This window comes from Saccharopolyspora thermophila, from assembly GCF_014646075.1.
Lineage (GTDB): Bacteria > Actinomycetota > Actinomycetes > Mycobacteriales > Pseudonocardiaceae > Saccharopolyspora > Saccharopolyspora thermophila.
Map to the genome: position 1 here is coordinate 78,381 of NZ_BMMT01000001.1, position 23,585 is coordinate 101,965.

Annotated in this window: 20 protein-coding genes and 1 tRNA gene; 12 read left to right on the top strand and 9 right to left on the bottom strand. The window is 70.5% G+C overall.

The annotated features are described in order from the left end of the window. The first annotated feature begins 9 nt into the window (after window positions 1-9). Window positions 10-591, top strand: coding sequence for a hypothetical protein (locus tag IEY17_RS00335; protein ID WP_188984176.1), 582 nt, complete (start codon window positions 10-12; stop codon window positions 589-591). A 28-nt stretch (window positions 592-619) separates the two neighbouring features. Here IEY17_RS00335 and radA read toward each other — a convergent pair whose 3' ends face one another. Both radA and IEY17_RS00345 read right to left on the bottom strand, forming a co-directional pair. Beyond that, the gene (gene radA, locus IEY17_RS00340; RefSeq protein WP_188984178.1) at window positions 620-1,990 is read right to left on the bottom strand and encodes a DNA repair protein RadA; all 1,371 of its coding nucleotides are present in this window, start codon (window positions 1,988-1,990) and stop codon (window positions 620-622) included. 246 nt (window positions 1,991-2,236) lie between these two features. Next, window positions 2,237-2,830, bottom strand: coding sequence for a copper chaperone PCu(A)C domain-containing protein (locus IEY17_RS00345; protein ID WP_229679721.1), 594 nt, complete (start codon window positions 2,828-2,830; stop codon window positions 2,237-2,239). Between the two features lie 289 nt (window positions 2,831-3,119). On the opposite strand from IEY17_RS00345, the gene IEY17_RS00350 reads away from it, so the two are divergent. The 8 genes from IEY17_RS00350 to IEY17_RS00385 all read left to right on the top strand — a co-directional run bounded on the left by IEY17_RS00350 (window position 3,120) and on the right by IEY17_RS00385 (window position 11,029). Beyond that, a complete protein-coding gene (locus IEY17_RS00350) occupies window positions 3,120-3,608 on the top strand; it encodes a CarD family transcriptional regulator (RefSeq protein WP_009947449.1) in 489 nt (162 codons plus the stop codon). Window positions 3,609-3,627: 19 nt separating this feature from the next. Beyond that, window positions 3,628-4,365 (top strand): 2-C-methyl-D-erythritol 4-phosphate cytidylyltransferase, encoded by a 738-nt coding sequence (ispD, locus tag IEY17_RS00355; RefSeq protein ID WP_188984181.1) that lies wholly within the window; start codon window positions 3,628-3,630, stop codon window positions 4,363-4,365. After that, complete coding sequence (gene ispF, locus IEY17_RS00360) at window positions 4,362-4,844, top strand: 2-C-methyl-D-erythritol 2,4-cyclodiphosphate synthase (RefSeq protein WP_188984182.1); 483 nt, start codon at window positions 4,362-4,364, stop codon at window positions 4,842-4,844. Before ispD ends, ispF begins: the two co-directional genes overlap by 4 nt. Before the next feature lie 142 nt (window positions 4,845-4,986). Further along, complete coding sequence (locus tag IEY17_RS00365; RefSeq protein WP_188984184.1) at window positions 4,987-5,667, top strand: HAD family hydrolase; 681 nt, start codon at window positions 4,987-4,989, stop codon at window positions 5,665-5,667. A 70-nt stretch (window positions 5,668-5,737) separates the two neighbouring features. Then, window positions 5,738-7,132 carry a cysteine--tRNA ligase gene (gene cysS, locus IEY17_RS00370; RefSeq protein WP_188984186.1) on the top strand — a complete coding sequence of 465 codons (1,395 nt, stop codon included), beginning with the start codon at window positions 5,738-5,740 and terminating at the stop codon, window positions 7,130-7,132. Window positions 7,133-7,135: 3 nt separating this feature from the next. Beyond that, the gene (gene rlmB / locus IEY17_RS00375) at window positions 7,136-8,092 is read left to right on the top strand and encodes a 23S rRNA (guanosine(2251)-2'-O)-methyltransferase RlmB (RefSeq protein ID WP_188984188.1); all 957 of its coding nucleotides are present in this window, start codon (window positions 7,136-7,138) and stop codon (window positions 8,090-8,092) included. 159 nt (window positions 8,093-8,251) lie between these two features. Further along, window positions 8,252-9,685, top strand: a complete 1,434-nt coding sequence (locus IEY17_RS00380) for an MBOAT family O-acyltransferase (RefSeq protein ID WP_188984190.1) — start codon at window positions 8,252-8,254, stop codon at window positions 9,683-9,685. A 69-nt stretch (window positions 9,686-9,754) separates the two neighbouring features. Continuing rightward, entirely contained in the window at window positions 9,755-11,029 is a 1,275-nt protein-coding gene (locus tag IEY17_RS00385; RefSeq protein WP_188984192.1) for an alginate O-acetyltransferase AlgX-related protein, read from the top strand. A 99-nt stretch (window positions 11,030-11,128) separates the two neighbouring features. Here IEY17_RS00385 and thpD read toward each other — a convergent pair whose 3' ends face one another. The 7 genes from thpD to IEY17_RS00425 form a co-directional block, all read right to left on the bottom strand. Next, window positions 11,129-12,031, bottom strand: coding sequence for an ectoine hydroxylase (thpD, locus tag IEY17_RS00390; RefSeq protein WP_188984195.1), 903 nt, complete (start codon window positions 12,029-12,031; stop codon window positions 11,129-11,131). 200 nt (window positions 12,032-12,231) lie between these two features. Next, a complete protein-coding gene (locus IEY17_RS00395; protein WP_188984197.1) occupies window positions 12,232-12,642 on the bottom strand; it encodes an ectoine synthase in 411 nt (136 codons plus the stop codon). Window positions 12,643-12,718: 76 nt separating this feature from the next. Beyond that, on the bottom strand, window positions 12,719-13,966 hold the full coding sequence (gene ectB, locus IEY17_RS00400; protein WP_188984199.1) for a diaminobutyrate--2-oxoglutarate transaminase: 1,248 nt from the start codon (window positions 13,964-13,966) through the stop codon (window positions 12,719-12,721). A gap of 82 nt (window positions 13,967-14,048) precedes the next feature. Next, entirely contained in the window at window positions 14,049-14,549 is a 501-nt protein-coding gene (gene ectA, locus IEY17_RS00405) for a diaminobutyrate acetyltransferase (protein WP_229679722.1), read from the bottom strand. Window positions 14,550-14,954: 405 nt separating this feature from the next. Continuing rightward, window positions 14,955-15,680, bottom strand: coding sequence for a S1 family peptidase (locus IEY17_RS00410; protein ID WP_188985243.1), 726 nt, complete (start codon window positions 15,678-15,680; stop codon window positions 14,955-14,957). A gap of 379 nt (window positions 15,681-16,059) precedes the next feature. Then, the gene (locus IEY17_RS25915) at window positions 16,060-16,890 is read right to left on the bottom strand and encodes a DUF2127 domain-containing protein (protein ID WP_308423929.1); all 831 of its coding nucleotides are present in this window, start codon (window positions 16,888-16,890) and stop codon (window positions 16,060-16,062) included. A 306-nt stretch (window positions 16,891-17,196) separates the two neighbouring features. Next, window positions 17,197-17,269 (bottom strand) — tRNA-Thr (locus IEY17_RS00425). A gap of 232 nt (window positions 17,270-17,501) precedes the next feature. Here IEY17_RS00425 and IEY17_RS00430 point away from each other — a divergent pair. From IEY17_RS00430 to otsB, 3 genes are all read left to right on the top strand, one after another. After that, window positions 17,502-18,941 carry a threonine/serine exporter family protein gene (locus tag IEY17_RS00430; protein ID WP_188984203.1) on the top strand — a complete coding sequence of 480 codons (1,440 nt, stop codon included), beginning with the start codon at window positions 17,502-17,504 and terminating at the stop codon, window positions 18,939-18,941. Window positions 18,942-19,084: 143 nt separating this feature from the next. Then, on the top strand, window positions 19,085-20,524 hold the full coding sequence (locus IEY17_RS00435) for an alpha,alpha-trehalose-phosphate synthase (UDP-forming) (RefSeq protein ID WP_188984205.1): 1,440 nt from the start codon (window positions 19,085-19,087) through the stop codon (window positions 20,522-20,524). 316 nt (window positions 20,525-20,840) lie between these two features. After that, window positions 20,841-23,393, top strand: a complete 2,553-nt coding sequence (otsB, locus tag IEY17_RS00440; protein WP_188984207.1) for a trehalose-phosphatase — start codon at window positions 20,841-20,843, stop codon at window positions 23,391-23,393. Window positions 23,394-23,585: the final 192 nt, after the last annotated feature.

The window sequence follows — 23,585 nt, forward strand, 5'->3', positions numbered from 1 at the left end:
TGTCGTCGCGTGTTCGATCCGACCGGGCCGCTGCCGCCCGCGGTGTACTGGCGTCGCCGCGCGGTGGCGATGGGTGCGGTCCTCCTCGCGGCAGTCCTCCTCGGTTGGGGCGTGATGGCCCTGGTCAGCGGTTCGCGGCCGGACGTGGTTCCCGGGCCGCCGCCCGGACCGCCGGTCGCGGTGGCCGAGACCGGACCGCCCCCGTGCGCCGACGAGGCGATGCGCGTGACCGCCGAGGTCGCTCGCCCCGAGTTCCGCGTCGGCGACAGGGTCGGCCTGAGCATCGTGGTGACCAACGCGGGCAACCGCCCGTGCGTGCGCGACACCAACCGCATGCTGCGCGAGCTGATCATCAGCACCCCCGGCGGCAAGCACGTGTGGTCCAGCAACGACTGCTACATCGAAACCACCAACGAGCAGCCGCTGCTGCAACCGGGCCAGTCGGTGCGCAACGAGGTGTGGTGGGCCGGGGAGACGTCCGCGCCGGACTGCGAGGGCGACCGGACCCGCGCCCAGGCGGGTGAGTACCAGGTGGTCGCCCGGCTCGGCGAGCTCAACAGCACCCCCACCACGTTCCGCCTGACCTCGTGAGTCACGCCGAAAACCGGGGGACCGGGCATCACCTCACGATCTTCAGGGCGTCCCGGATGGTGGACACCACGGTCGCCTGGACGCCCTTGGGCAGCGGTCCGGCGTCCGGCGGCACCAGTGCCCGGTCGAAGCCAAGCCGGGCCGCCTCGGCCAGTCGCCGCCCGACGCCGTTGACCCGGCGGATCTCCCCGGCCAGCCCCACCTCGCCGACCACGACCAGGTTGGCCGGCAGCGGCTTGCGCCGCCGCGAGGATGCGATGGCCAGCGCGATCGCCAGGTCGGCGGCCGGTTCGCCGATGCGCGTGCCGCCGACCGTCGCGGCGAACACGTCCTGATCGCCGTTGGCCACGCCGCCGTGCTTGCCGAGGACCGCGAGCATCATCGACACCCGTGCCGCGTCCAGCCCGCTGACCGAGCGCCGCGGCATGGCCATCTGCGACTGCATCACCAGCGCCTGGACCTCCACCAGCAGCGGCCGCTTGCCCTCGAGCATCACGGTCACCGCGGTGCCGTCGACCTGCGTCTCCTGGCGGTTGATGAACAGCCCGGTCGGGTCCGGGACCTCGGCGATGCCGTCGTCGCGCTGCTCGAAGCAGCCGACCTCGTCGGCCGGGCCGAATCGGTTCTTCACGCCGCGCAGCATGCGCAGTGCCGAGTGCCGGTCGCCCTCGAAGTGCAGCACCACGTCGACCAGGTGCTCCAGCACGCGCGGCCCGGCCACGGCCCCGTCCTTGGTGACGTGCCCGACCAGCACCACGGGCAGCCCGCGTTCCTTGGCGAGCGCGACCAGCGCGGTGGTGACCGCACGGACCTGGGTGACGCCGCCGGGGCTGCCCTCGGCATCGGGAGACTGGACGGTCTGCACCGAGTCGACGATCAGCAGGCCGGGTTTGACCGCGTCCACGTGCCCGAGCACGGCGGACAGGTCGCTTTCCGCGCCGAGGTACAGCTGCGGGTGCACCGACCCGGTGCGTTCCGCGCGCAGCCGCACCTGCCCGGCGGATTCCTCGCCGGTGACGTACAGCGACGGGCCGGGGGACGAGCCGGCCGCCCAGCGGTGCGCGACCTCCAGCAGCAGGGTCGACTTGCCCACGCCGGGCTCGCCGGCCAGCAGGACGACCGCGCCGGGCACGATACCGCCGCCGAGCACCCGGTCCAGTTCGCCGATGCCGGTGGACACCGCGCGGGCCGAGTCGAGGTCGACCTCGGCGATCGGGCGGGCCGGGGTGGCGGGCGCGCCCGCGGTGACCCTGGCCAGCGCCGGGCGGGCCGGGGCGGTCTCGTCGATGGTGCCCCACGCCTGGCATTTCGGGCAGCGGCCGACCCATTTGGCGACCTCGTGGCCGCAGTCGGCGCAGCGGTAGGCGGGGCGGGTGGTGCGGGCGTTCTTCGGGGGCACGTGGCGAGGCTATCCACCCACCGCGACAGCGCCGACCAGCGCCTCCGCACCCCGCGCCGCGGTCAACGCCGACACCGTGGGACAATGATCAAAAACCGCACCTTCGGGTAGTTTCCAAGATCACCCTTTCGGGCCGAGCCTCCCAGCTTCAGGCAAACCTGGGAGCCTCCCCCCGGGGTGGGCGAGCCTGGCGAGACGGGCCGCCCCGCGGTGTGCGTACGGCCCGTTGCGGTCTTCAGTGGGGGTTCAGTGGCCGCTGGCGTGCTGCTCGGCGCCCGGCACCGGGCTGCCGTGCTCGGGGCGCGGCTTGTGGTCGGCACCGATCGGGACCTGCACGGTGAGCGCGCCGGCCTTCTGGAAGACGAAGGTCACCGGGACGGTCACGCCAGGCGTGATGTCCTGCTTGAACCCGTTCAGTGTGATTTCCACCACGCGCTGCCCAGTGGGAGCCTCGGCCTGGGTCGCGCCGGTGCGGCCGAGGGCGTGCAGTGCGGTGCGGCTGGGCAGGTCGGTGACGCCGCCGAGGGTGGCCGAGGTCGCGTAGGGGCTGGAGACCTGGACGAGCTTGTCGCCTTCCGCGCCCTCGTTGGTCAGCACCAGCTCCAGCGGGGCGGACGAGCCTGCCGGGTAGAACGAGTTGCTGGCCGGGAAGGTGAACGTGGCGTTGCGGACCGAGATCTGGTTGAGGTCACCGCTGCCCCCGTTCACGGCGGCGACCTGGGTGTCGGTCTCGGTCACCTGACCGGCACTGCACCCTGCGAGTGCGACAACGGCGCCGAGCCCGATAGCGGCCGGGATCAACCGCAGGCGGACGGCCTTGAGGTGCTGAGAGCGGCTCACGGTTGCAGCGTCCTTCCTGATTGCCGGACAACCGAGATGAGCTTAATCCCCGCATCGAGCGCGCTCGTCCGAGGGGCTTGCCTGGCTACGTGTGGCGGGCCGCCGCCGAGCCCCGGAATGATTGTCCACGATGGACGATTTCAGTGGGCCGAAAGGTGTCTCCTTGCATGCTCGATGGCCCTTTGTCAACCCCTGTTCGGCTTCTGACCTGCGATTACGGATGGCGAGGTGGTCGAGGGGGAGTTGCCCCTCGTGTTAAAGTGGGGGTAGCGAAAGGGGCAGAGGACACATGGTTTTCAAGGTCGGAGAGACCGTCGTCTACCCGCATCACGGTGCCGCGCTCATCGAAGCAATCGAGACTCGTGTGATCAAGGGCGAGGAGAAGCAGTACCTCGTCCTCAAGGTTGCGCAGGGTGACCTGACCGTGCGCGTTCCCGCGGACAACGCTGAGATCGTCGGCGTCCGGGACGTCGTCGGCCAGGAGGGCCTGGACCGGGTCTTCGACGTGCTGCGGGCTCCGCACACCGAGGAACCCACGAACTGGTCCCGGCGGTACAAGGCCAACCTCGAGAAGCTCGCCTCCGGCGATGTGAACAAGGTGGCCGAAGTGGTGCGCGACCTCTGGCGACGCGAGAAGGATCGTGGCCTGTCCGCAGGCGAGAAGCGAATGCTGGCGAAAGCCCGTCAGATCCTGGTCAGCGAGTTGGCGCTGGCCGAGGGCACTGACGAAGGCAAGGCCGAGACCCTGCTGGACGAAGTCCTCGCCACCGCAGTCTGAACATCGGGAACAGCAGCGAGTGAGCGTGGTCGCGCTGGTCCCCGCGGCTGGTCGCGGGGTGCGCCTGGGGGCGGGCGTGCCGAAGGCACTGGTCCCGGTGGGGGGTCGATCGTTGTTGTCGCGCGCGGTCCGCGGGCTGCTGGCCTCGGGTCGCGTCCAGCACGTCGTCGTGGCGGCCCCGCCCGACCAGGTCGAGGTCGTGGCAGCGGAGCTGGCGGAGCTCCCGTCCGCGCACGTGGTGCCGGGTGGTGCGGAGCGGACCGACTCGGTACGGCGGGCGTTGGACGCCGCCGCGCAGGTGGCCCCGGACGCCCGGGTCGTGCTGGTGCACGACGCCGCACGGGCCTTCACCCCGGCCTCGGTGATCCAGGACGTCGTCGACGCGGTCGAGCAGGGCGCTCCCGCGGTGGTCCCGGTGCTGCCGGTGACCGACACCATCAAGCAGGTCGACGACGCGGGTGACGTCGTGTCGACCGTGGACCGCGCCCGGTTGCGCGCCGTGCAGACCCCCCAGGGCTTCGCCATCGACGTGCTCCGCGACGCCTACGCCGCGGCGGGCGACATCACCACCGACGACGCCGGGCTCGTCGAGCGGCTCGGCGGCGAGGTGCGGACCGTGCCCGGGCACCCGCACGCGTTGAAGATCACCACAGCTTTCGACCTGGCCATCGCCGAGTCGGTGCTGGCCCCTGCCGAGGATCGCGCCCCCGCCCGCACGGGCGCGGAGGGCCCGCAGGACGCAGGAGAACCCGAGTGAGCGAGTTACTGCCCCGCGTCGGTCAGGGCGTCGACGTCCACCCCGTGCAGGCCGGACGCGACTGCTGGGTGGCCGGGCTGCTGTGGCCCGGTGTCGACGGCTGCGCCGGGCACTCCGACGGCGACGTCGCCGCGCACGCGCTCTGCGACGCGCTGCTGTCCGCGGCCGGGCTGGGCGACCTCGGCGCGGTCTTCGGCACCGACGACGACCGCTGGGCCGGGGCGCACGGCGTCGACTTCCTCGCCGAGGTGCGCGACCGGATCGCCGCGGCCGGATTCCGCATCGGCAACGCGGTGGTGCAGGTCATCGGCAACGCGCCCCGCATCGGCACGCGCCGCGCGGAAGCGCAGCAGGTGCTCTCCGAGGCCATCGGCGCCCCGGTGTCGGTGTCCGGCACGACCTCCGACGGCCTGGGGCTGACCGGCCGCGGCGAGGGCATCGCCGCCGTGGCCACCGCCCTGGTCTTCCCCGCCGCCTGACCCACCGCGGCCCCGCCCGGGCTCGGGATGCCGGGTGGCGAACCGGACCCCGTTGTGACGGGCTGTTCCACCACCCGGAACGGCGCGTGACCTTGGACGCATGCCGGTGCTCGGGCCGGTCTGCCGCCCTACCGTGGATCTCGTGACTCTGCGCGCGGTGCTCTTCGACTTCTCCGGCACGCTGTTTCGGCTGGAGGAGGACGAGTCCTGGTACGCCGACCTGACCGATGCCGACGGCACCCCCTTCGACCTGGAGGCCCAGGCCGAGATCATGCGCCGGATGACCGCCCCGACCGGGCAGGTCGTCCAGCTGGAACCGGAGTTCCAGGACGCCTGGGAGAATCGCGACCTCGACCCGGCGCTGCACCGCAAGGTGTACGTCGAGGTGCTGCGCCGTTCCGGGGTGCGGGACGTGCAGGCCGAGGGGCTGTACCGGCGGCTGATCGACCCGGATTACTGGACCGCCTACCCGGACACCGCCGAGGTGCTGCGCCGGCTGCACACCGCGGGCGTCAAGGTCGGGGTCATCAGCAACATCGCGTTCGACATCCGTCCCGCTTTCGAGCGGATCGGTGTCACCCGTTACGTCGATGAATTCCTGCTGTCCTACCTCGAGAACGTCATCAAGCCCGACCCGAAGATCTTCCTGCGTGCCTGCGAGCGGCTCGGCGTCGCCCCGGAGGAGGCGCTCATGGTCGGCGACAGCGAGGAGGCCGACGGCGGTGCGGCGGCGGTCGGATGCCAGGTCGCGATCGTCGACCCGGTGCCCACCGCGCAGCGTCCGGACGGCCTGCTGACCGCCGTCGGCGATCTGCTGCGCTGACGATCGCACGCCTTGACGGGGCGGCCCCTGATGTGATTCGGCAACCGACCGCCCCCGTACCATCGAGACTGTGAGCCTGCACCTGCATGACACCGCGACCCGCACGACGCGCGAGTTCCACCCGCGCTGCGACGGAGTGGCGTCGATCTACGTCTGCGGTGCCACCGTGCAGGGCGTTCCCCACGTCGGCCACGTGCGCAGCGGTCTGAACTTCGACGTGCTGCGGCGCTGGTTGCAGCACACCGGCTACGACGTGCGCCTGGTCCGCAACGTCACCGACATCGACGACAAGATCCTCACCAAGGCGGCCGAGGCGGGCCGTCCGTGGTGGGAGTGGGCGGCGACGCACGAGCGCGCCTTCGAGGCGGCCTACCAGCAGCTGGGCTGCCTGCCGCCGTCGGTGCTGCCGCGCGCCACCGGGCACGTCACGCAGATGATCGATCTGATCCAGCGGCTGATCGACAAGGGCCACGCCTACGCGGCCGGCGGTGACGTCTATTTCTCGGTCAGCTCCTACGCCGACCACTACGGCAGGCTGTCCGGGCAGCGCCTCGACGAGGTGCAGCAGGGTGAGACGCTGGCCAGCGGCAAGCGCGACCCGCGCGACTTCACGCTGTGGAAGGGCGCCAAGCCGGGCGAGCCGAGCTGGCCCACGCCGTGGGGGCACGGCCGGCCGGGATGGCACCTGGAGTGCTCCGCGATGGCCACCTTCTACCTGGGCAGCGAGTTCGACATCCACGGCGGCGGGCTGGACCTGGTGTTCCCGCACCACGAGAACGAGCTGGCGCAGTCGAACGCGGCCGGGGACGGCTTCGCGCAGTACTGGATGCACAACGCCTGGGTGACGATGAGCGGCGAGAAGATGTCGAAGTCGCTCGGCAACACCCTGTCCATCCCGGCGGTGCTGGAACGCGCCCGCGCCGCCGAGCTGCGGTACTACCTGGTCACGCCGCACTACCGGTCGACGATCGAGTTCTCCGAGGAGGGGTTGGCCGAGGCGGTGGCCACCTACCGCCGCATCGAGTCGTTCGTGCGCCGCGTCGGGCAGCGCACCGGCAGCGTCGGGCTCGGCGAGGTGGCTCCGGAGTTCGCGGCCGCGATGGACGACGACCTGTCGACGCCGCAGGCGATCGCGGTGGTGCACAACGTGGTCCGCGAGGGCAACGTGGCGCTGGACCGCGGCGACGACGAAGCGGCCCGCACGGCTGCGGCGTCGGTGCGGGCGATGACCGACGTGCTCGGCCTGGACCCGTTGTCCGAGCAGTGGGCCGAGGACTCCGGTGCGGACGACGCCGCCCGCCGCGCCCTGAACGACCTGGTGTCGGCGCTGCTGGAGCAGCGCCAGCGGGCTCGCCAGGAGCGCGACTTCGCCACCGCCGACCTGCTGCGAGACCGCCTGCAGGCCAGCGGAATTGCCGTCGAGGACACCCCCGACGGTCCGATATGGACATTGAGGGACGGGTAACACGTGGCTGGCAACGACAGACGCCGCGGCGCCGTGCGCAAGTCGAAGAAGAAGGGCATGGTGGTCGGCTCCGGCGGGCAGCGCCGCAAGGGCCTGCGCGGCAAGGGCCCGACGCCGAAGGCGGAGGAACGGGTCAGCCACCCCGCGAAACGCCGTGCGGATGCGCGGGCGAAGGCGGAGGCGCAGCGCGCGAAGCGCAAGGCCGCGCTGGAGTCGCAGCCCGAGCTGGTGGCCGGGCGCAACCCGGTGGTGGAGTGCCTGCGTGCCGGGGTGCCCGCGTCCGGCCTGTACGTGGCGCAGGGCGTCGACATCGACGACCGGGTGACCGAGGCGGTCCGGGAGGCCAAGTCGCGCGGCATCACCGTGCTGGACGTGCCGCGCGTCGAGCTCGACCGGATGACGAAGAACGCGGTGCACCAGGGCCTCGCCCTACAGGTGCCGCAGTTCCAGTACGCGCACCCGGACGACGTGCTCACCGCGGCCCGTGACTCCGGGCTGCCGCCGCTGATCGTGGCGCTGGACGGGGTGACCGACCCGCGCAACCTCGGGGCGGTGATCCGCTCCGCGGCCGCCTTCGGCGCGCACGGCGTGATCGTGCCGCAGCGGCGCAGCGCCGGCGTCACCGCGGTGGCCTGGCGCACCAGCGCGGGCACCGCGGCGAAGCTGCCGGTGGCCAGGGCGGTGAACCTGACCCGCACGCTGCGCGATCTGAAGGCGGAGGGGCTGATGGTCGTCGGCCTGGACGCCGACGGTGACGTCACCGCCGATGAGCTGGCGCTGGCCACCGAGCCGCTGGTGGTCGTGGTCGGTTCGGAGGGCCGCGGGCTGTCCCGGCTGGTCCGGGAGACCTGCGACCAGACGGTGTCGATCCCGATGGCCGGTGGGGTGGAGTCGCTGAACGCCTCGGTCGCCGCGGGCGTGGTGCTCGCCGAGGTGGCGCGCCGCCGCCGCATTCGCTGACCGGACGCGCCCGGGCGAGGTCCATGACGATCGCCCGGGCGGTGCCGGGGTGACCAGTCCGTCAGCCGAGTTCCGCCTCGGCGGCGGTGGTGGCTCGGTTAGAGTCCTCCAGGCAAGCACTGGAGGGAGGCCCGGGCCTCCCGCACCCCGAGGCCCCCGATGTCGTTCGCAAGTCCGCTGTTTCTGTGGTATTTCCTGCCGGCCGTGCTCGTGGCCGTGCTGATCGCACCTCGCAGCGGACGCAACGCGGTGATCGCGGTGGCCAGCCTGCTGTTCTACGCCAGCGGGGCGGGCGGGACGACGCTGCTGCTGCTGGCGTGCATCGTGGTGAACTACTACGCCGGGCGGCAGCTGGAACCGGTCGAGTGGGGTTTCGACCGCGACCGCCGCCGCTGGCTGCTGATCGGCGCGATCAGCTTCAACCTCGCGGTGCTGGCGGTGTGGAAGTACGCCGGGTTCGCCACCGCGCAGCTCGCGGTGCTCACCTCGTGGTTCGGCGGCGACTTCCCGGTGCTGCACCTGGCGCTGCCGATCGGGATCTCCTTCTACACCTTCCACCACATCTCCTACGTGGTGGACGTCTACCGCGGGGAACGCCCGGCGCTGCGCGACCCGGTCTCGTTCGTCACCTACATCGCGATGTTCCCGCAGCTGGTGGCGGGCCCGATCGTGCGCTACCGGGAGATCGCCGACCAGCTGCCGCAGAAGCGCACCCACCGGCTGGACGACATCGCGGCGGGTTTCCCGCGCTTTGCGTGGGGCCTGACGAAGAAGGTGGTCATCGCCGACACCCTGGCGCCGATGGTGGACGCCTGCTTCGCGACCCCGGCCGAGGACATGACGTTCGCGATCGCCTGGCTCGGCGCGATCGGCTACACCGTGCAGCTGTACTTCGACTTCTCCGGCTACTCGGACATGGCGATCGGGCTGGGCCGCATGCTGGGGTTCCGGTTGCCGGAGAACTTCGCCCGCCCGTACTCGTCGGTGACCGTCACCGAGTTCTGGCGGCGCTGGCACATGTCGCTGTCCCGCTGGTTCCGCGACTACCTCTACATCCCGCTGGGCGGCAACCGCCGGGGCACCGCCCGCACGTACCGGAACCTGGCGATCGTGTTCGTGCTGACCGGTTTCTGGCACGGCGCGGCCTGGACGTACCTGGTGTGGGGCGTGTACCACGGGCTGCTGTTGGTGGTGGAGCGCCGTTTCGGCTGGGCGTACCCGCCGTCGACGACCGGTGCCCGCATCGGCCGCCGCGCGCTGACGCTGCTGCTGGTGGTGGTGGGCTGGGTGGTCTTCCGCTCCCCGGACCTGGCGAGCGGGTTCACGATGCTGGGCCACATGCTGCTGCCGGACTTCCAGGGGCTGACGGACCTCGTGGCGGCCTCGGTGACGAACCAGCGAGTGGTGTTCCTGCTGCTGGCGCTGGTGGTGGTCCTCCTCCCGGCCAGTGCCGGAACGGGCCCGTTCCTGGAGGCGGTCCGCACCAGGGAGGCATACGTCCTGCGCACGGTGGTCCTGACCCTCGGTCTCGGCTACTCGGGCCTGCTCGTCGCCACCGGCTCCTTCAGCCCGTTCCTCTATTACCAGTTCTGACGCGTCGCAGCGGTCGCTGATCGACGAGCTTTCGCTCGGTCGCGGTGGGTGGCCGGATACCGTTGACGCGTGCAGCGTTCCGAGCTTCCTCCCGTCCACGAGGCGTGGTTGCCGCGGGAGCACCCGTTGCACCGGCCCCGACACGGCAGGCGGCAGCTCGTGGCTCTGGTGTGCGCCGTGCTGTTCTTCACCGCTCCCGTCGTCAGCTGGGTGTTCGGGGCTCGGGCGGAACCGATGGAGAACCGGCCACTGGCGGCCTTCCCCAGCATCACCGACGGGTGGGGGTTCTTCACCGGGCTGAACCAGTGGGCCACCGACCACCTGCCGTTCCGCAGGGGCGCGGTGCAGTCCGTGGATGCGCTCAGCCGCGGCGTCTTCGGTGAACCCGCGCGGTTTTCCGGCGGTTCGCACACCTCACCGGTCGGGACCGGGCAGGCCGATGCGACACCGCCGATCGACGAAAACGTGTTCCCCGCCGTCATCGAGGGCAAGAACGGGTGGCTGTACCTGGGGCACGACGTGTCCTACCGGTGCGTGCCGAAGCGGACGCTGGACCAGGTGATCGCCGGACTGCGCCGCTGGCGCAGCGTCGTGGAGGCATCCGGGCGGCGGTTCCAGCTGATCATCGCGCCCGACAAGTCCACTGTGTACCCCGAGAACATGCCGGACGACTACGCCGGGAAGGACTGCTCGACGGCCGCCCGCGACGAGTTCTGGCGTCGGGTGCCCGCCGCCACCGGCGCACTCGACCTGCGGTCCCAGCTGCGGCAGATCGCCACCCGCAACCAGCGGCCGATCTACCACGACATCGACACGCACTGGACCCACGAGGGCGGCATCGCCATGGTCTACGCGCTCGCCGAGCGCCTGCAGCCGGGCGTGACCCGCACCTGGAAGGCCCAGCCGAGCCGCCAGTACCCGCACAGCGCGGACATCCCCGACCTGCTGGGGCAGGACCGCACGGTGCCGATCCAGGCGTACTCGCTGGCCCCCGACGGCGGTCCGGAGGACAACACCCAGTTCCGGCCCAGCGACTTCCACGAACCGCTGCACCTGCGGTCGACGCCTCGGCCCGGCATGATCACGCAGCCGATGCGGATGGTCGGCGACTCGTTCACCCAGTTCGCCAGCCCGTACCTGGCGGCGACGTTCACCGACGTCAGCATCGTGCACCCGGACGCCGTGGCGGTGGACCCGGTCGCGGCCGGGCAGCTGCTCGCCGAGGGCGAGGTCGTCACCTTCGAACTCTCGGAGCGCTTCGTCGTGGGGGGTCGCTACCCGATGCTGGACCCGGCGGTGGCGGACCAGGTCGGTGCCATCCTCGCCGCCCACCCCATCGGTTGACGACTCGCGCCGTCGGCGTCCGTAAGTCCGCTTCATGTGGACAAGGCGAGGCCCCCGCCACCGGGTAATACCGGTGCGGGGGTCCCTCGGCTGGGTGGGTCAGCGGGTGACCGGGGTGAAGTCCCGGGTCGCGATGAACTCCGGACGCCGCTTGCGCGCCGCGAACGGCGCCACCAGGCTGTTCTCCACGCTGTTGAACACGATGAAGATGTTCGAGCGCGGGAACGGCGTGATGTTGTTGCCCGAGCCGTGCATGCAGTTGGAGTCGAACCACAGTGCCGACCCAGCCGGCCCGGTGAACTGTTCGATGCCGTGCTCGTAGGCCAGCCTGGTGATGTCGTCCTCGGTCGGGACGCCGATCTTCTGCTCCTTCAGCGACGACTTGTAGTAGTCGTCGGGGGTTTCGCCCACGCACGACACGAACGTCCGGTGCGAGCCCGGCATGATCATCAGCCCGCCGTTGAACGGGTGGTTGTCGGTCAGCGCGATGGAGACGCTCACCGCCCGCATCGCCGGCATGCCGTCCTCGGCGTGCCAGGTCTCGAAGTCCGAGTGCCAGTAGAAGCCGGTGCCCCGGAAGCCGGGCATGTAGTTGATCCGGCTCTGGTGTACGTAGACGTCCGAGCCCAGGATCTGCCGCGCACGGTCCAGCACCCGCGGATCCCGCACCAGCTCGGCGATCAGCTCGCTGATCCGGTGCACCTCGAAGATCGACCGGACCTCGTTGGAGCTCTTCTCGATGATCGTGCGCTCGTCGGCCCGCACCTGCGGGTCCTTGGTGAGCCGCTCCAGCTCCTGCCAGTAGGTCTGCACCTCTGCGGGCGACAGCAGTGACTCGACGACGTGGAAGCCCTTGGCCTCGTGGGCCGCGAGCTCCTCCGCGCTGGCCGGGCCAGCATCCACCCCCGGCCAGACCGTGGGATCCGTTCGTTCGATCAGCGCCGACTCGGCGCTCACCCGGGTCGGGTAACGATCCTGGGTGCTCAGATCAGCGACGGTCATGGGTTGCGCCTCCTTCGCGAATTCCCGCCGGAGCGGCTGGTGCCTGCGGCACCGCCGCCATTTCTCGGTTCCTCGGTGAGAAGCGGCGCGTGCTTAACGCCCGCCATTCCCCGCCGCGGCGGGGAAGACCGGTAGCGCGCGTGGCGGGTAACCAACCCCGGTTACCCGCCACGGGCGTCGAACAAGCGTGGCTGGGGGCCTCAGCTCGCCACAGCCTGGTCGTCGTCCTCGACGACCAGCGGGTACACGCCGTTCTCGTCGTGCACCTCGCGCCCCGTCACCGGGGGGTTGAACACGCACACCGTGCGCATCGTGGTCCGCGGCCGGACCTGGTGTTTGTCGTGGTTGTTGAGCAGGTACAGCGAACCCGGCCTGAGCTGGTGCACCTCACCGGTCGCCTTGTCCTCGATCTCGCCCTCACCCTCGATGATGAACACGGCCTCGATGTGGTTGGCGTACCAGAAGTCGTTCACGGTGCCCGCGTACAGGGTCGTCTCGTGCACCGAGAAGCCGACCTTCTCCTTGGCCAGCACGATGCGCTTGCTGCGCCAGTTCGGGGTCCTGATGTCGGCGTCGGTGTCCTCGATCTCCGAGAGGTGCCGGACGATCACGTTTCCTCCATGGTGTTCTGGTTCGTTCGGACGTGGGCGGTCCGCGGATCGCCCACGCCACCCTGGCCGAGGCGGATCAGGCCAGCACAGCCTGCACCGAGTCACGGACGATCTGCAGCCCCTGCTCCAGTTCGTCATCCGACACGGTCAACGGCGGCATGATCTTGAGGACCTCGCTGCTGGGGCCGGAGGTCTCCATCAGCAGCTTGCGGTCGAACGCGGCCTTGGAGACCTTGCCCGCCACGTCGGTGTCCTCGAAGCCCAGGCCGCGCGCCAGGCCGCGGCCCTTGGCGACCGCGCCCTTGTGCTGGCTGGCGATCTCCTCCAGCACCGCGCCGACGCGCTCGCCCTTGGCGATGGTGGACTTCTCCAGCGTGTCGTCGGACCAGTACTGCCTGAGCGCCTCGGTGGCGGTGACGAACGCCGGGTTGTTGCCGCGGAAGGTGCCGTTGTGCTCGCCCGGCTCCCACACGTCGTGCTCCGGCTTGATCAGCGTCAGCGCCAGCGGTAGTCCGTAGCCGCCGATCGACTTGGACAGGCAGACGATGTCGGGCTGGATGCCGGCTTCCTCGAAGCTGAAGAACGGGCCGGTGCGGCCGCAGCCCATCTGCACGTCGTCGACGATCATCAGCATGCCGTGCTTCTGGCACAGCTCGTAGAGCCCGCGCAGCCACTCCGGGCGGGACGAGTTGATGCCGCCCTCGCCCTGCAGGGTCTCCACGATGACCGCGGCCGGTTCGTTGAGGCCGCTGCCGCTGTCCTCGAGCATCTTCTCGAAGTACAGGAAGTCGGGGACCTGGCCGTCGAAGTAGTCGTCGTAGGGCATGGGCGTGGCGTGCACCAACGGGATACCCGCGCCGCCGCGCTTCATCGAGTTCCCGGTGACCGACAGCGAGCCCAGTGTCATGCCGTGGAAGGCGTTGGTGAAGCTGATGATGGACTCACGGCCGGTGATCTTGCGGGCAAGCTTCAGCGCCGACTCGACGGAGTTGGTGCCGGTCGGCCCGGGGAACTGGATCTTGTAGTTCAGCCCGCGCGGCTTGAGCACGGTTTCCTGGAACGTCTCCAGGAACTGGCGTTTGGCCACAGTGGACTGATCGAGGCCGTGGGTGACCCCGTCGCGCTCCAGGTACTCCAGCAGTTTCTTCTTCAGTACCGGGTTGTTGTGCCCGTAGTTCAGGGCGCCGGCGCCGGCGAAGAAGTCGAGGTAGGGGGTGCCGTCCTCGTCGTAGAGGTAGCTGCCGCGGGCGCGGTCGAAGACCGTCGGCCAGGTGCGGCTGTAGCTGCGGACTTCCGATTCCAGGGTTGCGAAGATGTCGTTCACGACAATCCTCCGTTCGGCCGGGTCGCGGCGGTCGGCGTACCCGGCTGCTGCGAGTTTCGTGTTCTCAGTGCGGTGGAGGCGATCAGAATCCGGCCGCCGTGGCCGGTGCCGGCGCGAACGGTCCGATGCGGTACAGGTCCTCCCCCAGGTGCGCATCCGGGAACAGGTCGGCGCTGAACAGCTCACTGCGCTCCACCGGGACCTCGCGCTTGCGCGCCAGTGCGGTGAACAGGGCGATCGACGCGGCGTTGTCCGCGGTGATCGTCGTTTCCAGATACCGCACGCCGCGCGGGAGCACTCGGTCCACCAGGGTGCTCAGGAGCCGACCTGCCACGCCACCACCGCGCTGGAAGGCATCGACGGCGATCTGCCACACGACCAGCGTGTCGGGGGCGTCAGGCCGGATGTATCCGGTGACGAAGCCCACGACCGCACCGTCGATGCGTGCCACCGCGGAGGTTTGCGCGAAGTCCCGACACCACAGCAAATATGCGTAGGGCGAGTTCACATCGAGCACCGCCGAATCGCGGGCGATCCGGTGCAGCTCGGGGCCGTCCGCGACGACCGGAGTATCGATCTCCAACCGCCCGGCTGAACCGCTCCCGCCATTCCGTTCGGTGCTCTTATGGCTCGGGTTGTCGCCGGTCATGCTTTGCCAACTTAACAGAACATCCGTAACGCGTCAGGTTCTCGCGCGTTTGCTGGTCCGCCTACCAGGCGAGACGTGATTTTGCACGTGAGAAGCACTACAGAAACATTGCAATTCGCTTCGGCACGATGCTACCGGGCGGTTCGCCGATATCCTGATCGATCGTTTTGATACCCCGTCTGACCTGCGGAAACGCTGATTTCTGACAGTGTTTTCGGCGGCCTTCGGTGAACAGGATTCCGGTAGTCGAAAAGTGCCCGGATCGGGCGAACATCAAAGCGCGACGGCCTGCCCGGGTGTCGACACGCGCCCGGGCAGGCCACCTGGTGGTGGGCGCGGCTACACGCCCGCTACTGACTGGATCCAGGCGCGGTACTCGGTGATGTTGGTGTAGGCGGTGTTCTCCCGCCGGTCGCTCGTCGAGGCCACGCCGACCTGCACGTTTCCGGCGAACATGGGGCCACCGGAGTCGCCGCCGGCGGGGATGCCGTCGCCTCGGGTGGCGCAGACCGCGGTGCCGCCGCGGTAGTCGCTGCACGCGATGTCGGTCACGTTCACGTCGGCGACCTTGAGGATCTGCGACTGGCACTGGATCTCGGGTCGGTCGGTGCAGGTCGCGCCCCAGCCGTAGGTCTGCACGGTCTGGCCGACCCGGACGTCGCCGGGGGAGCCCAGTGGGGCGTACTCGGTCTGCACGGCGTGGTCGATGTTCACCAGGGCAAGGTCGGCGGTGTCGTGGACGTACACGCCGCCGGGCCTGGCCGACGCCCTCTCGCCCTGCGTCTGGTCGACGTTGCCGATGGTGAAGCTCACGCCGTCCCCAGCGCCGTCCACGCAGTGCTGCGCGGTCAGCACCCACTCGGGGGCGATGATGCTGGCGGTGCAGGTCTCGCGGCCGTCGACGAACAGCCGGGCCGCCCACGGCGCGCTGTCGACCTCCCGACCGTCGATGATGGTGGGTCGGACGTCCGGCGGCGGGGCCTGGTCGGCCTGTGCCGGAGCGGTGAACGCCGCGGCGGCCAGTACGGCACCGGCGACGCCTGCGAGATTTCGGGCGAGCGACACGCTGATCTCCTCCGGTTCGAAGCAGTGTTTGAACCGGAGATCAGAGTTCACTCGATCGAGTGAATATGGCTATTGGTTGAGCACAACTCGCCAATTTATGGGAACAGGCGGAAATGATCACGATGCCGCCGCCGGATGGGGTTGCAATCGGCCGCAGTTCACGGATTTCCCGAATCGGCGGGGGAACGAGATGAAGATCGACGAGTACCGCCCGGGCACGCCGTGCTGGGGTGACATGGCCGGTCCGGACCTGGCGGTGTCGAAGGACTTCTCCGGGCTTCGAGGACGGACACCGCGGCGCGGGCTTCACCGCCATCCGGGTGGCCGCGCACCAGTAGTCCACTGTGGATACCCGGATTTCCCGATGCCACCGGGCGGGTTACGCGTCGCGGCGCCGTTCGAGGGCCGGGCGGACGCGGCGGTACAGGCGCGTCCGGCGGTGCCGGGAGGCGCGGTCGTTGGCGATGACGACGGCCACCCAGGGCAGCGCGCCGGTGACGATCACGATCACCAGGGCCAGCAACCAGAAGTGCGCCAGGAGCCCGGCGGCGGTGAAACCGACCAGGTGCACCACCATGAGGACCGCGTAAACCCGCTTGCGGTGCCGCTGCTCGTCGTCGAACGAGGGCTCCGCATCGGTGATCAGAACGGGTTCTGGGCGCCGCCCACGTCGCATGGGCCACCTCCGGAGTCGGCCACCTTGAGGTTTACCCAGCGTGGCGCGGCCGGAAGCCTGGTCACTCCACCGCCTGCCCAACTCGCGGTACTCCTTGACAACCAGCACGATGATCACGACGTCCAGCAGCGCCAGCCCGGCCAGCAGCGGTGACCGGGTCTGCACCGCGCGCAGTACCTCGAAGAGCACGAACAGGCCCAGCGCGGCGACCGCGACCGGGTACATCGGCCGGACCCGCCGCAGCAGCGCCACGACCAGAACGAGCTTGATCACGCCGTGCAGCAGCAGGTAGGTGATCACGAAGGCGCGGCTGCCGTCCTCCGCGAAGTGCCGCACCGCCACCTCGAAGTGCCCGGCCAGCGCCCCGGTGGGCGGACCGAGCAGGTCGCGCGTGACGACGGCGTGCGCCAGCCGCGAGACCTCCGCCGGGGCCACGACCAGCAGTAGCACCCCGCCGACCAGCTGGACGGCCCCATCCAGCCCCTTGAGCCAGACGGCGACCCGGAACAGCCGGTCGGTCACCGTGGCAGCCATGCCCCCATGATGCCCGCGCAACCACCACGCTCCCGCCACAGAAACACCGCCGCCCCGGCCCCGGGGAAGGTGCGTGCGCCCGTCCCGAGCGAGGCGGGTGCGTTCGCCCTGGACGGGGTGGGCTCCCAGATTTGGGCGCTCGCGGAAGTCCCACCCGGGCGCTCGCGGGAGCCTCGCCTGGGTGGTCGTCCGGGGTGAGCGTGTCCGCGGGCTCCGGGGCGGGATCGCGCGTCGACCACAGACGAAAAGTGAGACGGAACGCGCCTGGTCAGTGATGGTCTGGCGCGTTCCCGCTGGTAACCTCGGAGCCGCTGAGGGGGCTCGAACCCCTGACCATCCGCTTACAAGGCGGGCGCTCTACCAACTGAGCTACAGCGGCGTGCACTCTTCCCGTGCGAGGACATCGTAAGCGGCGGGGTGCGCGGCTCGGGAAGCGGCCGCTCGACTTCTCGCGGACAGTGGTCGCCGACCCGGTGGGACGGCCGGGGTTTCCAGTGATGGACGCCATAGATGGTGGGTGCAACGGTCAACTCATGACAGGCGATGCCCGAGGGGAAGATCAGGCACGGCGGTCCGCTCGCAGGGCTGCGCGGCAGGGAGGGAAACCAGCAGTGGGAATCACGCAGCGCGCCCGCGGTGTGCTGCGGCGGCGCGACCCGGACGCCACCATCCCGCCGGGGGCGCGCAGCGTCGTCTACGGGCCCGCACTGCCCGACGAGTCAACCGTCCACCTCGTGCTGGATCTCGGCCTCCGCATCGGCGAGGTGCAGATGGCCAGCGGCGCCGGTGCCTCCGACGTCACCGCGACGATCATCGCCGTCGTCAGCGCGTACGGCCTGCCGCACTGCGAGGTCGACGTCATCTACACGTCGATCACCGTCTCCTGCTACCGCGGCACCGAGCTGCCGCCCGTCACCTCGATGCGGGTCGTCCGCAACCGCTCCACCGACTACACCCGGCTTGCCGACGTCGAGGAGCTGCTGCGGCGGATCACCGCGAACGACATCTCCGCCGCCGACGCCTACGCCGAACTCGACCGCATCACCACCGCGCCGCACCCGTTCCCGCGGTGGGTCGCGACGCTCGCCTGGGCGGGCATGGCCGCGTCCCTGGCCGTGCTGCTCGGCGGCGGCACCGAACCGATGCTGCCGCTGATCGCCGCCGCGGCCACCGCGCTGGTGGACCGCATCGGCCGGGTGCTCAACCGGCGCGCATTGCCGTTCTTCTTCCAGCAGGCGGTCGGCGGCGCCGTCGCCACCAGCGTCGCGCTGGCCTGCTACGCCAGCGGCCTGCTGACCAACGCGGCCCTGGCGGTGGCCTCCTGCATCATCGTGCTGCTGTCCGGTTTGACCGTCGTCGGCTCCATGCAGGACGCGATCACCGGGTACAACGTCACCGCCGCGGGGCGCATCGCCGAACTCGCCCTGATGTCCGCCGGGCTGATCGCGGGCGTCGTCCTGGCCCTCTACGTCGGCCTGCGCCTCGGCGGCGACACGGTCAGCGGCCTCGACGTGCAGACCATCGGCCGCGCCGACGTGCTCGCCCCCGCCCTGCACCTGCCGGTGCAGCTGCTCGCCGGTGCCTCCACCTCCGCCTGCTTCGCGCTCGCCAGCTACGCGCCGCCGCGCCCGCTGCTCGTCGCCGGGATCAGTGGTGCCGTCGCCGCCGCCGTGCACGCGCTGTTGACGCTGGCCGACGTGCACACCGTGCTGGCCGGGGCCGTTGCGACCACTGTGGTCGGTTTGGCCGGCGGGATCACCGCGCGCCGACTGCGCATCCCCGTGCTGGTGATCGCCGTGTCCGGCGTGGCTCCGCTGCTGCCTGGTCTGTCCACCTACCGCGGGCTGTACGAGCTGTCCGTGCTGGGTAGTCCTTCCGGGGTGGCGACCCTGATGCTCGCCGTCGCGACCGGGCTCGCGCTCGGGGCCGGCGTCGTGCTGGGCGAGTACCTTGCCCAGCCGGTCCGCACCAGGCTGGGCAGGCTCGAGCGGCGCATCTCCGGGCCGCGCATGTCCGGGCCGCTGCGCCCCACCAGACGGCGGTTGGATTGATCAGCGGTGAGCTTTCGGGACTGCCAGGACGGGCCGAAAGCCCCACCGGTTGGTCCGTCCGATTTGCACCACAAGCAGCACGCACTCCGAGGCGGATTTGGCTAGCCTCGCGGCAGGTGGAGAACAGGGCGGGAGGACAACCGGTGAGCAAGGGCAGCGGGCCCAATCGAGCGGATTTCGTCGTCGTCGCCAATCGGCTGCCGGTGGATCTGGAACGCCTCGACGACGGCACCGAGCGTTGGAAGCACAGCCCCGGTGGTCTGGTGACCGCGCTGGAGCCGTTCCTGCGCGCCCGCCGCGGGGCGTGGGTGGGCTGGCCCGGGGTGGCCGACGTCGAGGTCGATCCGTTCACCGACGACGGCCTGCAGCTGCACCCGGTTCCGCTGTCGGGCGCGGAGTTCGCCGAGTACTACGAGGGTTTCTCCAACGCCACGCTGTGGCCGCTGTACCACGACGTCGTGGTGCCGCCGGTGTTCGACCGCTCCTGGTGGAACGCCTACCGCCAGGTGAACCGGCGCTTCGCGCAGGCCGCCGCCGAGGTCAGCGCCGAGGGCGCGACGGTGTGGGTACAGGACTACCAGTTGCAGCTGGTCCCGGCGATGCTGCGGGAGCTGCGCCCCGACCTGCGGATCGGGTTCTTCCTGCACATCCCGTTCCCGCCGGTCGAGCTGTTCATGCAGCTGCCGTGGCGCACCGAGATCGTGCGCGGCCTGCTCGGCGCCGACCTGGTCGGCTTCCACCGGCCCGGCGGGGCGCAGAACTTCCTGTGGCTGGCCCGGCGGCTGGCCGGGTTCGAACCCAGCCGCGGCCAGGTCGGGGTGCGGTCCCGGCCCGGCGTGGTGCAGGTCGGGGACCGGACCGTGCGGGTCGGCGCGTTCCCGATCTCCATCGCCTCGGCCGAGCTGGACCGGCTGGCCCGCACCAAGGAGATCCAGCAGCGCGTCCGGACCCTGCGCGCCGAGCTGGGTAACCCGCGCAAGATCATGCTCGGCGTCGACCGGCTCGACTACACCAAGGGCATCGACGTACGGCTGCACGCCATGCACGAGCTGCTCGCCGAGGGGCACATCAAGGCCGAGGACGTGACGATGATCCAGATCGCCACGCCCAGCCGGGAACGTGTCGAGCACTACAAGCAGATGCGGGAGGACATCGAGCGCGAGGTCGGGCGGATCAACGGCGAGTTCGGCCGCGTCGGCCACCCCGCCGTGCACTACCTGCACACCTCGGTGGATCGCAAGGACCTGGTGGCGTTCTACTGCGCCGCCGACGTCATGGTCGTGACCCCGGTCCGCGACGGCATGAACCTGGTGTGCAAGGAGTACGTGGCCTGCCGCTATGACCTCGGTGGGGCCCTGGTGCTCAGCGAGTTCGCCGGTGCCGCGGCTGAGCTCACTAGTGCGTTTCTGGTGAATCCCCATAACCTGGATGGGGTGAAGGACGCGTTGCTCGCGGCCCTCGACATCGACGAGGCCGAGGGACGCCGTAGGATGCGCGCACTGCGCAGGCAAGTGCTCACGCACGATGTCGACCGCTGGGCGCGGTCGTTCCTGGAGGCGTTGGGCACGCCTGCGGCGGAGTAGACATCGCGAGGATGTGGGAGGTTCGGCGTGCGCAACTGCATCGCGGCGTCAGGCGAGCGGCGCCAGCCGCTTCCGAGCGTTCCCGCAACCGGTAAACCGGTCCCGTCCGAGTGTCACTGGTCCGCGTGATGCGGAGGGGGTTCCCGACGCTCCGCGTCACCGACCGATCCACGCGCTTCCTTCGCTGCGAGTAAACGGTCCGAAACACGGACAGGCACAGCGTCAGCGATACTGATCCAGTCCGGTCGCCGTCAGCGGTCACATCGACGACGAGAACCGGATCGATCCACCCGACCCGACCGCGCCCCTGAGGAGTATGGCGTTGACCGCCGAAGCCCTGCCTGCGGAGCTGCGCCGCGTGATCGTGCAGCTCGCGCGGACACCACGACTTCTTGTCGCCTGCGACTACGACGGCACCCTTGCCCCCATCGTGGCGGATCCCACCCAGGCCAAACCGCTCCCCGAGTCGGTGCACGCGTTGCGCTCGCTGGCCGCCCTGCCCGCGACCACCACCGCGGTGATCTCCGGGCGCGCACTGCGTGACCTGGCCACGCTGTCCCGGCTGCCCGCCGAGGTCTACCTCGTCGGCAGCCACGGCTCGGAGTTCGACGTCGGCTTCGTGCACGAGCTGGAGCCCGAGGCCACCCAGCTGCGCACCGAGCTGCAGATCGCCCTACAGGACATCGTGCGCGGCAAGTCGGGGGTGACGCTGGAGGCCAAGCCGGCCAGTGTCGCGGTGCACGTCCGGCGAGCCGACCCCGACGTCGCCCGCGAGGTCCTCGACGCCGTCTGCACCGGCCCGGCGACCTGGGACGGTGTCCAGGTCACCGAGGGCAAGGAAGTCATCGAGCTGGCCGTGGTGCAGACCGACAAGGGCAACGCGCTGGACGCGCTGCGCCACCAGGTCGGCGCCACCGCGGCGGTGTTCCTCGGCGACGACGTCACCGACGAGAAGGCGTTCGCCCGGCTGCACGGCCCGGACCTGGGCATCAAGGTCGGTGACGGGGACACCCTCGCGCAGTACCGCATCAACGACACCACCGACGTCGCCACCGTGCTGGCGTTCCTGATGGAGGAACGCCGCACCTGGCTGTACGGCGAGCAGGCGCCGCCGATCGAGCGGCTGACCATGCTGTCCAACGAGCGCACCGTCGCCCTGCTCACCCCGGACGCGCGGCTGACCTGGATGTGTCACCCCGGCCCGGACTCGGCCGCGGTGTTCGCCGACCTGCTGGGCGGCCCGTCCGCCGGCCACTTCTCCATCCGGCCGCACGGCGGCGGCAACGGCTCCCAGCGCAGCCCGCTGCCGCTGGGCCAGCGCTACGTGCCCAACACCATGACGGTGGAGACCCGCTGGTCGCGGCTGCTGGTCACCGACTACCTCGCGCACGGCACCGAGAGCCACCGCACCGACCTGGTGCGGGTGATCAGCGGCACCGCCCCGGCGGCCGTCGAGTTCGCGCCGCGGCCCGAGTTCGGGCAGGTGACGGTGCGGTTGTTCGCCGAGGCCGGCGGGCTGCGGGTGCAGGGCACCTCGGAGCCGATGGTGCTGTACTCGCCCGGCGTGCAGTGGGAGATCACCTCCGACGGCATGCACGAATCGGCCCACGCGGTCGTGCACCCCACCGCCGACAAACCGATCGTGCTGGAGCTGCGCTGCGGTACCGACGACCTGACCACGGAGTACCTGGAGGCCGAACGGCGCGACCAGGCCAACCGGTACTGGTCGGACTGGATGAAGACACTGTCGCTGCCGGAGGTGGAGCGCGACCTCGTCGCCCGCTCGGCGCTGACGCTGCGCGGCCTGTGCAACGCCGACACCGGCGGCATCATGGCCGCCGCCACCACGTCGCTGCCCGAGGAGATCGGCGGCGTGCGCAACTGGGACTACCGCTACTGCTGGCTGCGCGACGGCGCGATGACCGCGCAGGCCCTGGTCACGCTGGGCTCCACGGCCGAGGCCGAGGCGTTCCTGGACTGGCTGCACCGGGTCCTGGAGACGCTGCCCGGGCCGGAGCGGCTGCACCCGCTGTACACGCTGCAGGGCACCGGGCTCGGCCCGGAGGCCGTGATCGACAGCCTGCCCGGCTACGCCGGGTCGCGGCCGGTCCGCGTCGGCAACCTGGCCGACCAGCAGGTGCAGCTCGACGTGTTCGGCCCGGTGGTGGAGCTCATCGCGCACCTGGCGCAGGCCACCGGCCGGGTTCGTGACGTCGACTGGGAGTTGGTCAAGGCAATGGCCGAGGCCGTGTCGCTGCGCTGGACCGAGCCGGACCACGGCATCTGGGAAGAGCGCGACGTGCCGCGGCACCACGTGTACTCCAAGGTCATGTGCTGGGTGACGCTGGACCGGGCGCTGAAGCTGGCCTCCGCCTACGGCCGCGAGCCCGACCCGTCGTGGGAGTCGCTGCGCGACCAGATCGCCGAGGATGTCATCAAGAACGGCTGGCACCCGGACGTGCAGGCGTTCACCACCGCCTACGAGGGCTCGGACCTGGACGCGGCGTCGCTGCACGTCGGCCTGTCCGGGCTGATCGACCCGTCCGACGAGCGGTTCCAGGCCACGGTCACCGCGATCGAGGCGGAGCTGCGCAGCGGGTCGACGGTGTACCGCTACCGCCGCGACGACGGGCTGCCCGGTGACGAGGGTGGCTTCCACCTGTGCGCGGCGTGGCTGATCGAGGCGTACCTGCTGATCGGCCGCCGCACCGAGGCGGAGGAGCTGTTCCAGCAGATCGTCGACACGGCGGGCCCGACGGGCCTGCTGTCGGAGGAGTACGACCCGATCGCGGAGCGGTCGCTGGGCAACCACCCGCAGGCGTACTCCCACCTGGGCCTCATCCGCTGCGCCCAGCTGCTGTCGGCGTAGCGCGCGTCGTCCACGCAAGCGAAGGCACCTCCACGCCACCTGGGCGGAGGTGCCCTTCGCTCGTTACGTCCCCCTCGCGCTGAGTGCAACCCGAGTCCACCTCGTCCTGACGTGGATCACGATTTGGGTGAATGCGGTCATCCGCTCGGGCGCTGCCGAATACCCTCTGTGCCGGACAGTCGTGGAGGGGAA

Coding starts and splice junctions, on each gene's coding strand:
- IEY17_RS00350 (WP_009947449.1), top strand. CDS start 3,120: ATGGTTTTCAAGGTCGGAGAGACCGTCGTCTACCCGCATCACGGTGCC.
- IEY17_RS00380 (WP_188984190.1), top strand. CDS start 8,252: ATGTCGTTCGCAAGTCCGCTGTTTCTGTGGTATTTCCTGCCGGCCGTG.
- thpD (WP_188984195.1), bottom strand. CDS start 12,031: ATGACCGTCGCTGATCTGAGCACCCAGGATCGTTACCCGACCCGGGTG.
- IEY17_RS25915 (WP_308423929.1), bottom strand. CDS start 16,890: ATGGCTGCCACGGTGACCGACCGGCTGTTCCGGGTCGCCGTCTGGCTC.
- otsB (WP_188984207.1), top strand. CDS start 20,841: ATGGCGTTGACCGCCGAAGCCCTGCCTGCGGAGCTGCGCCGCGTGATC.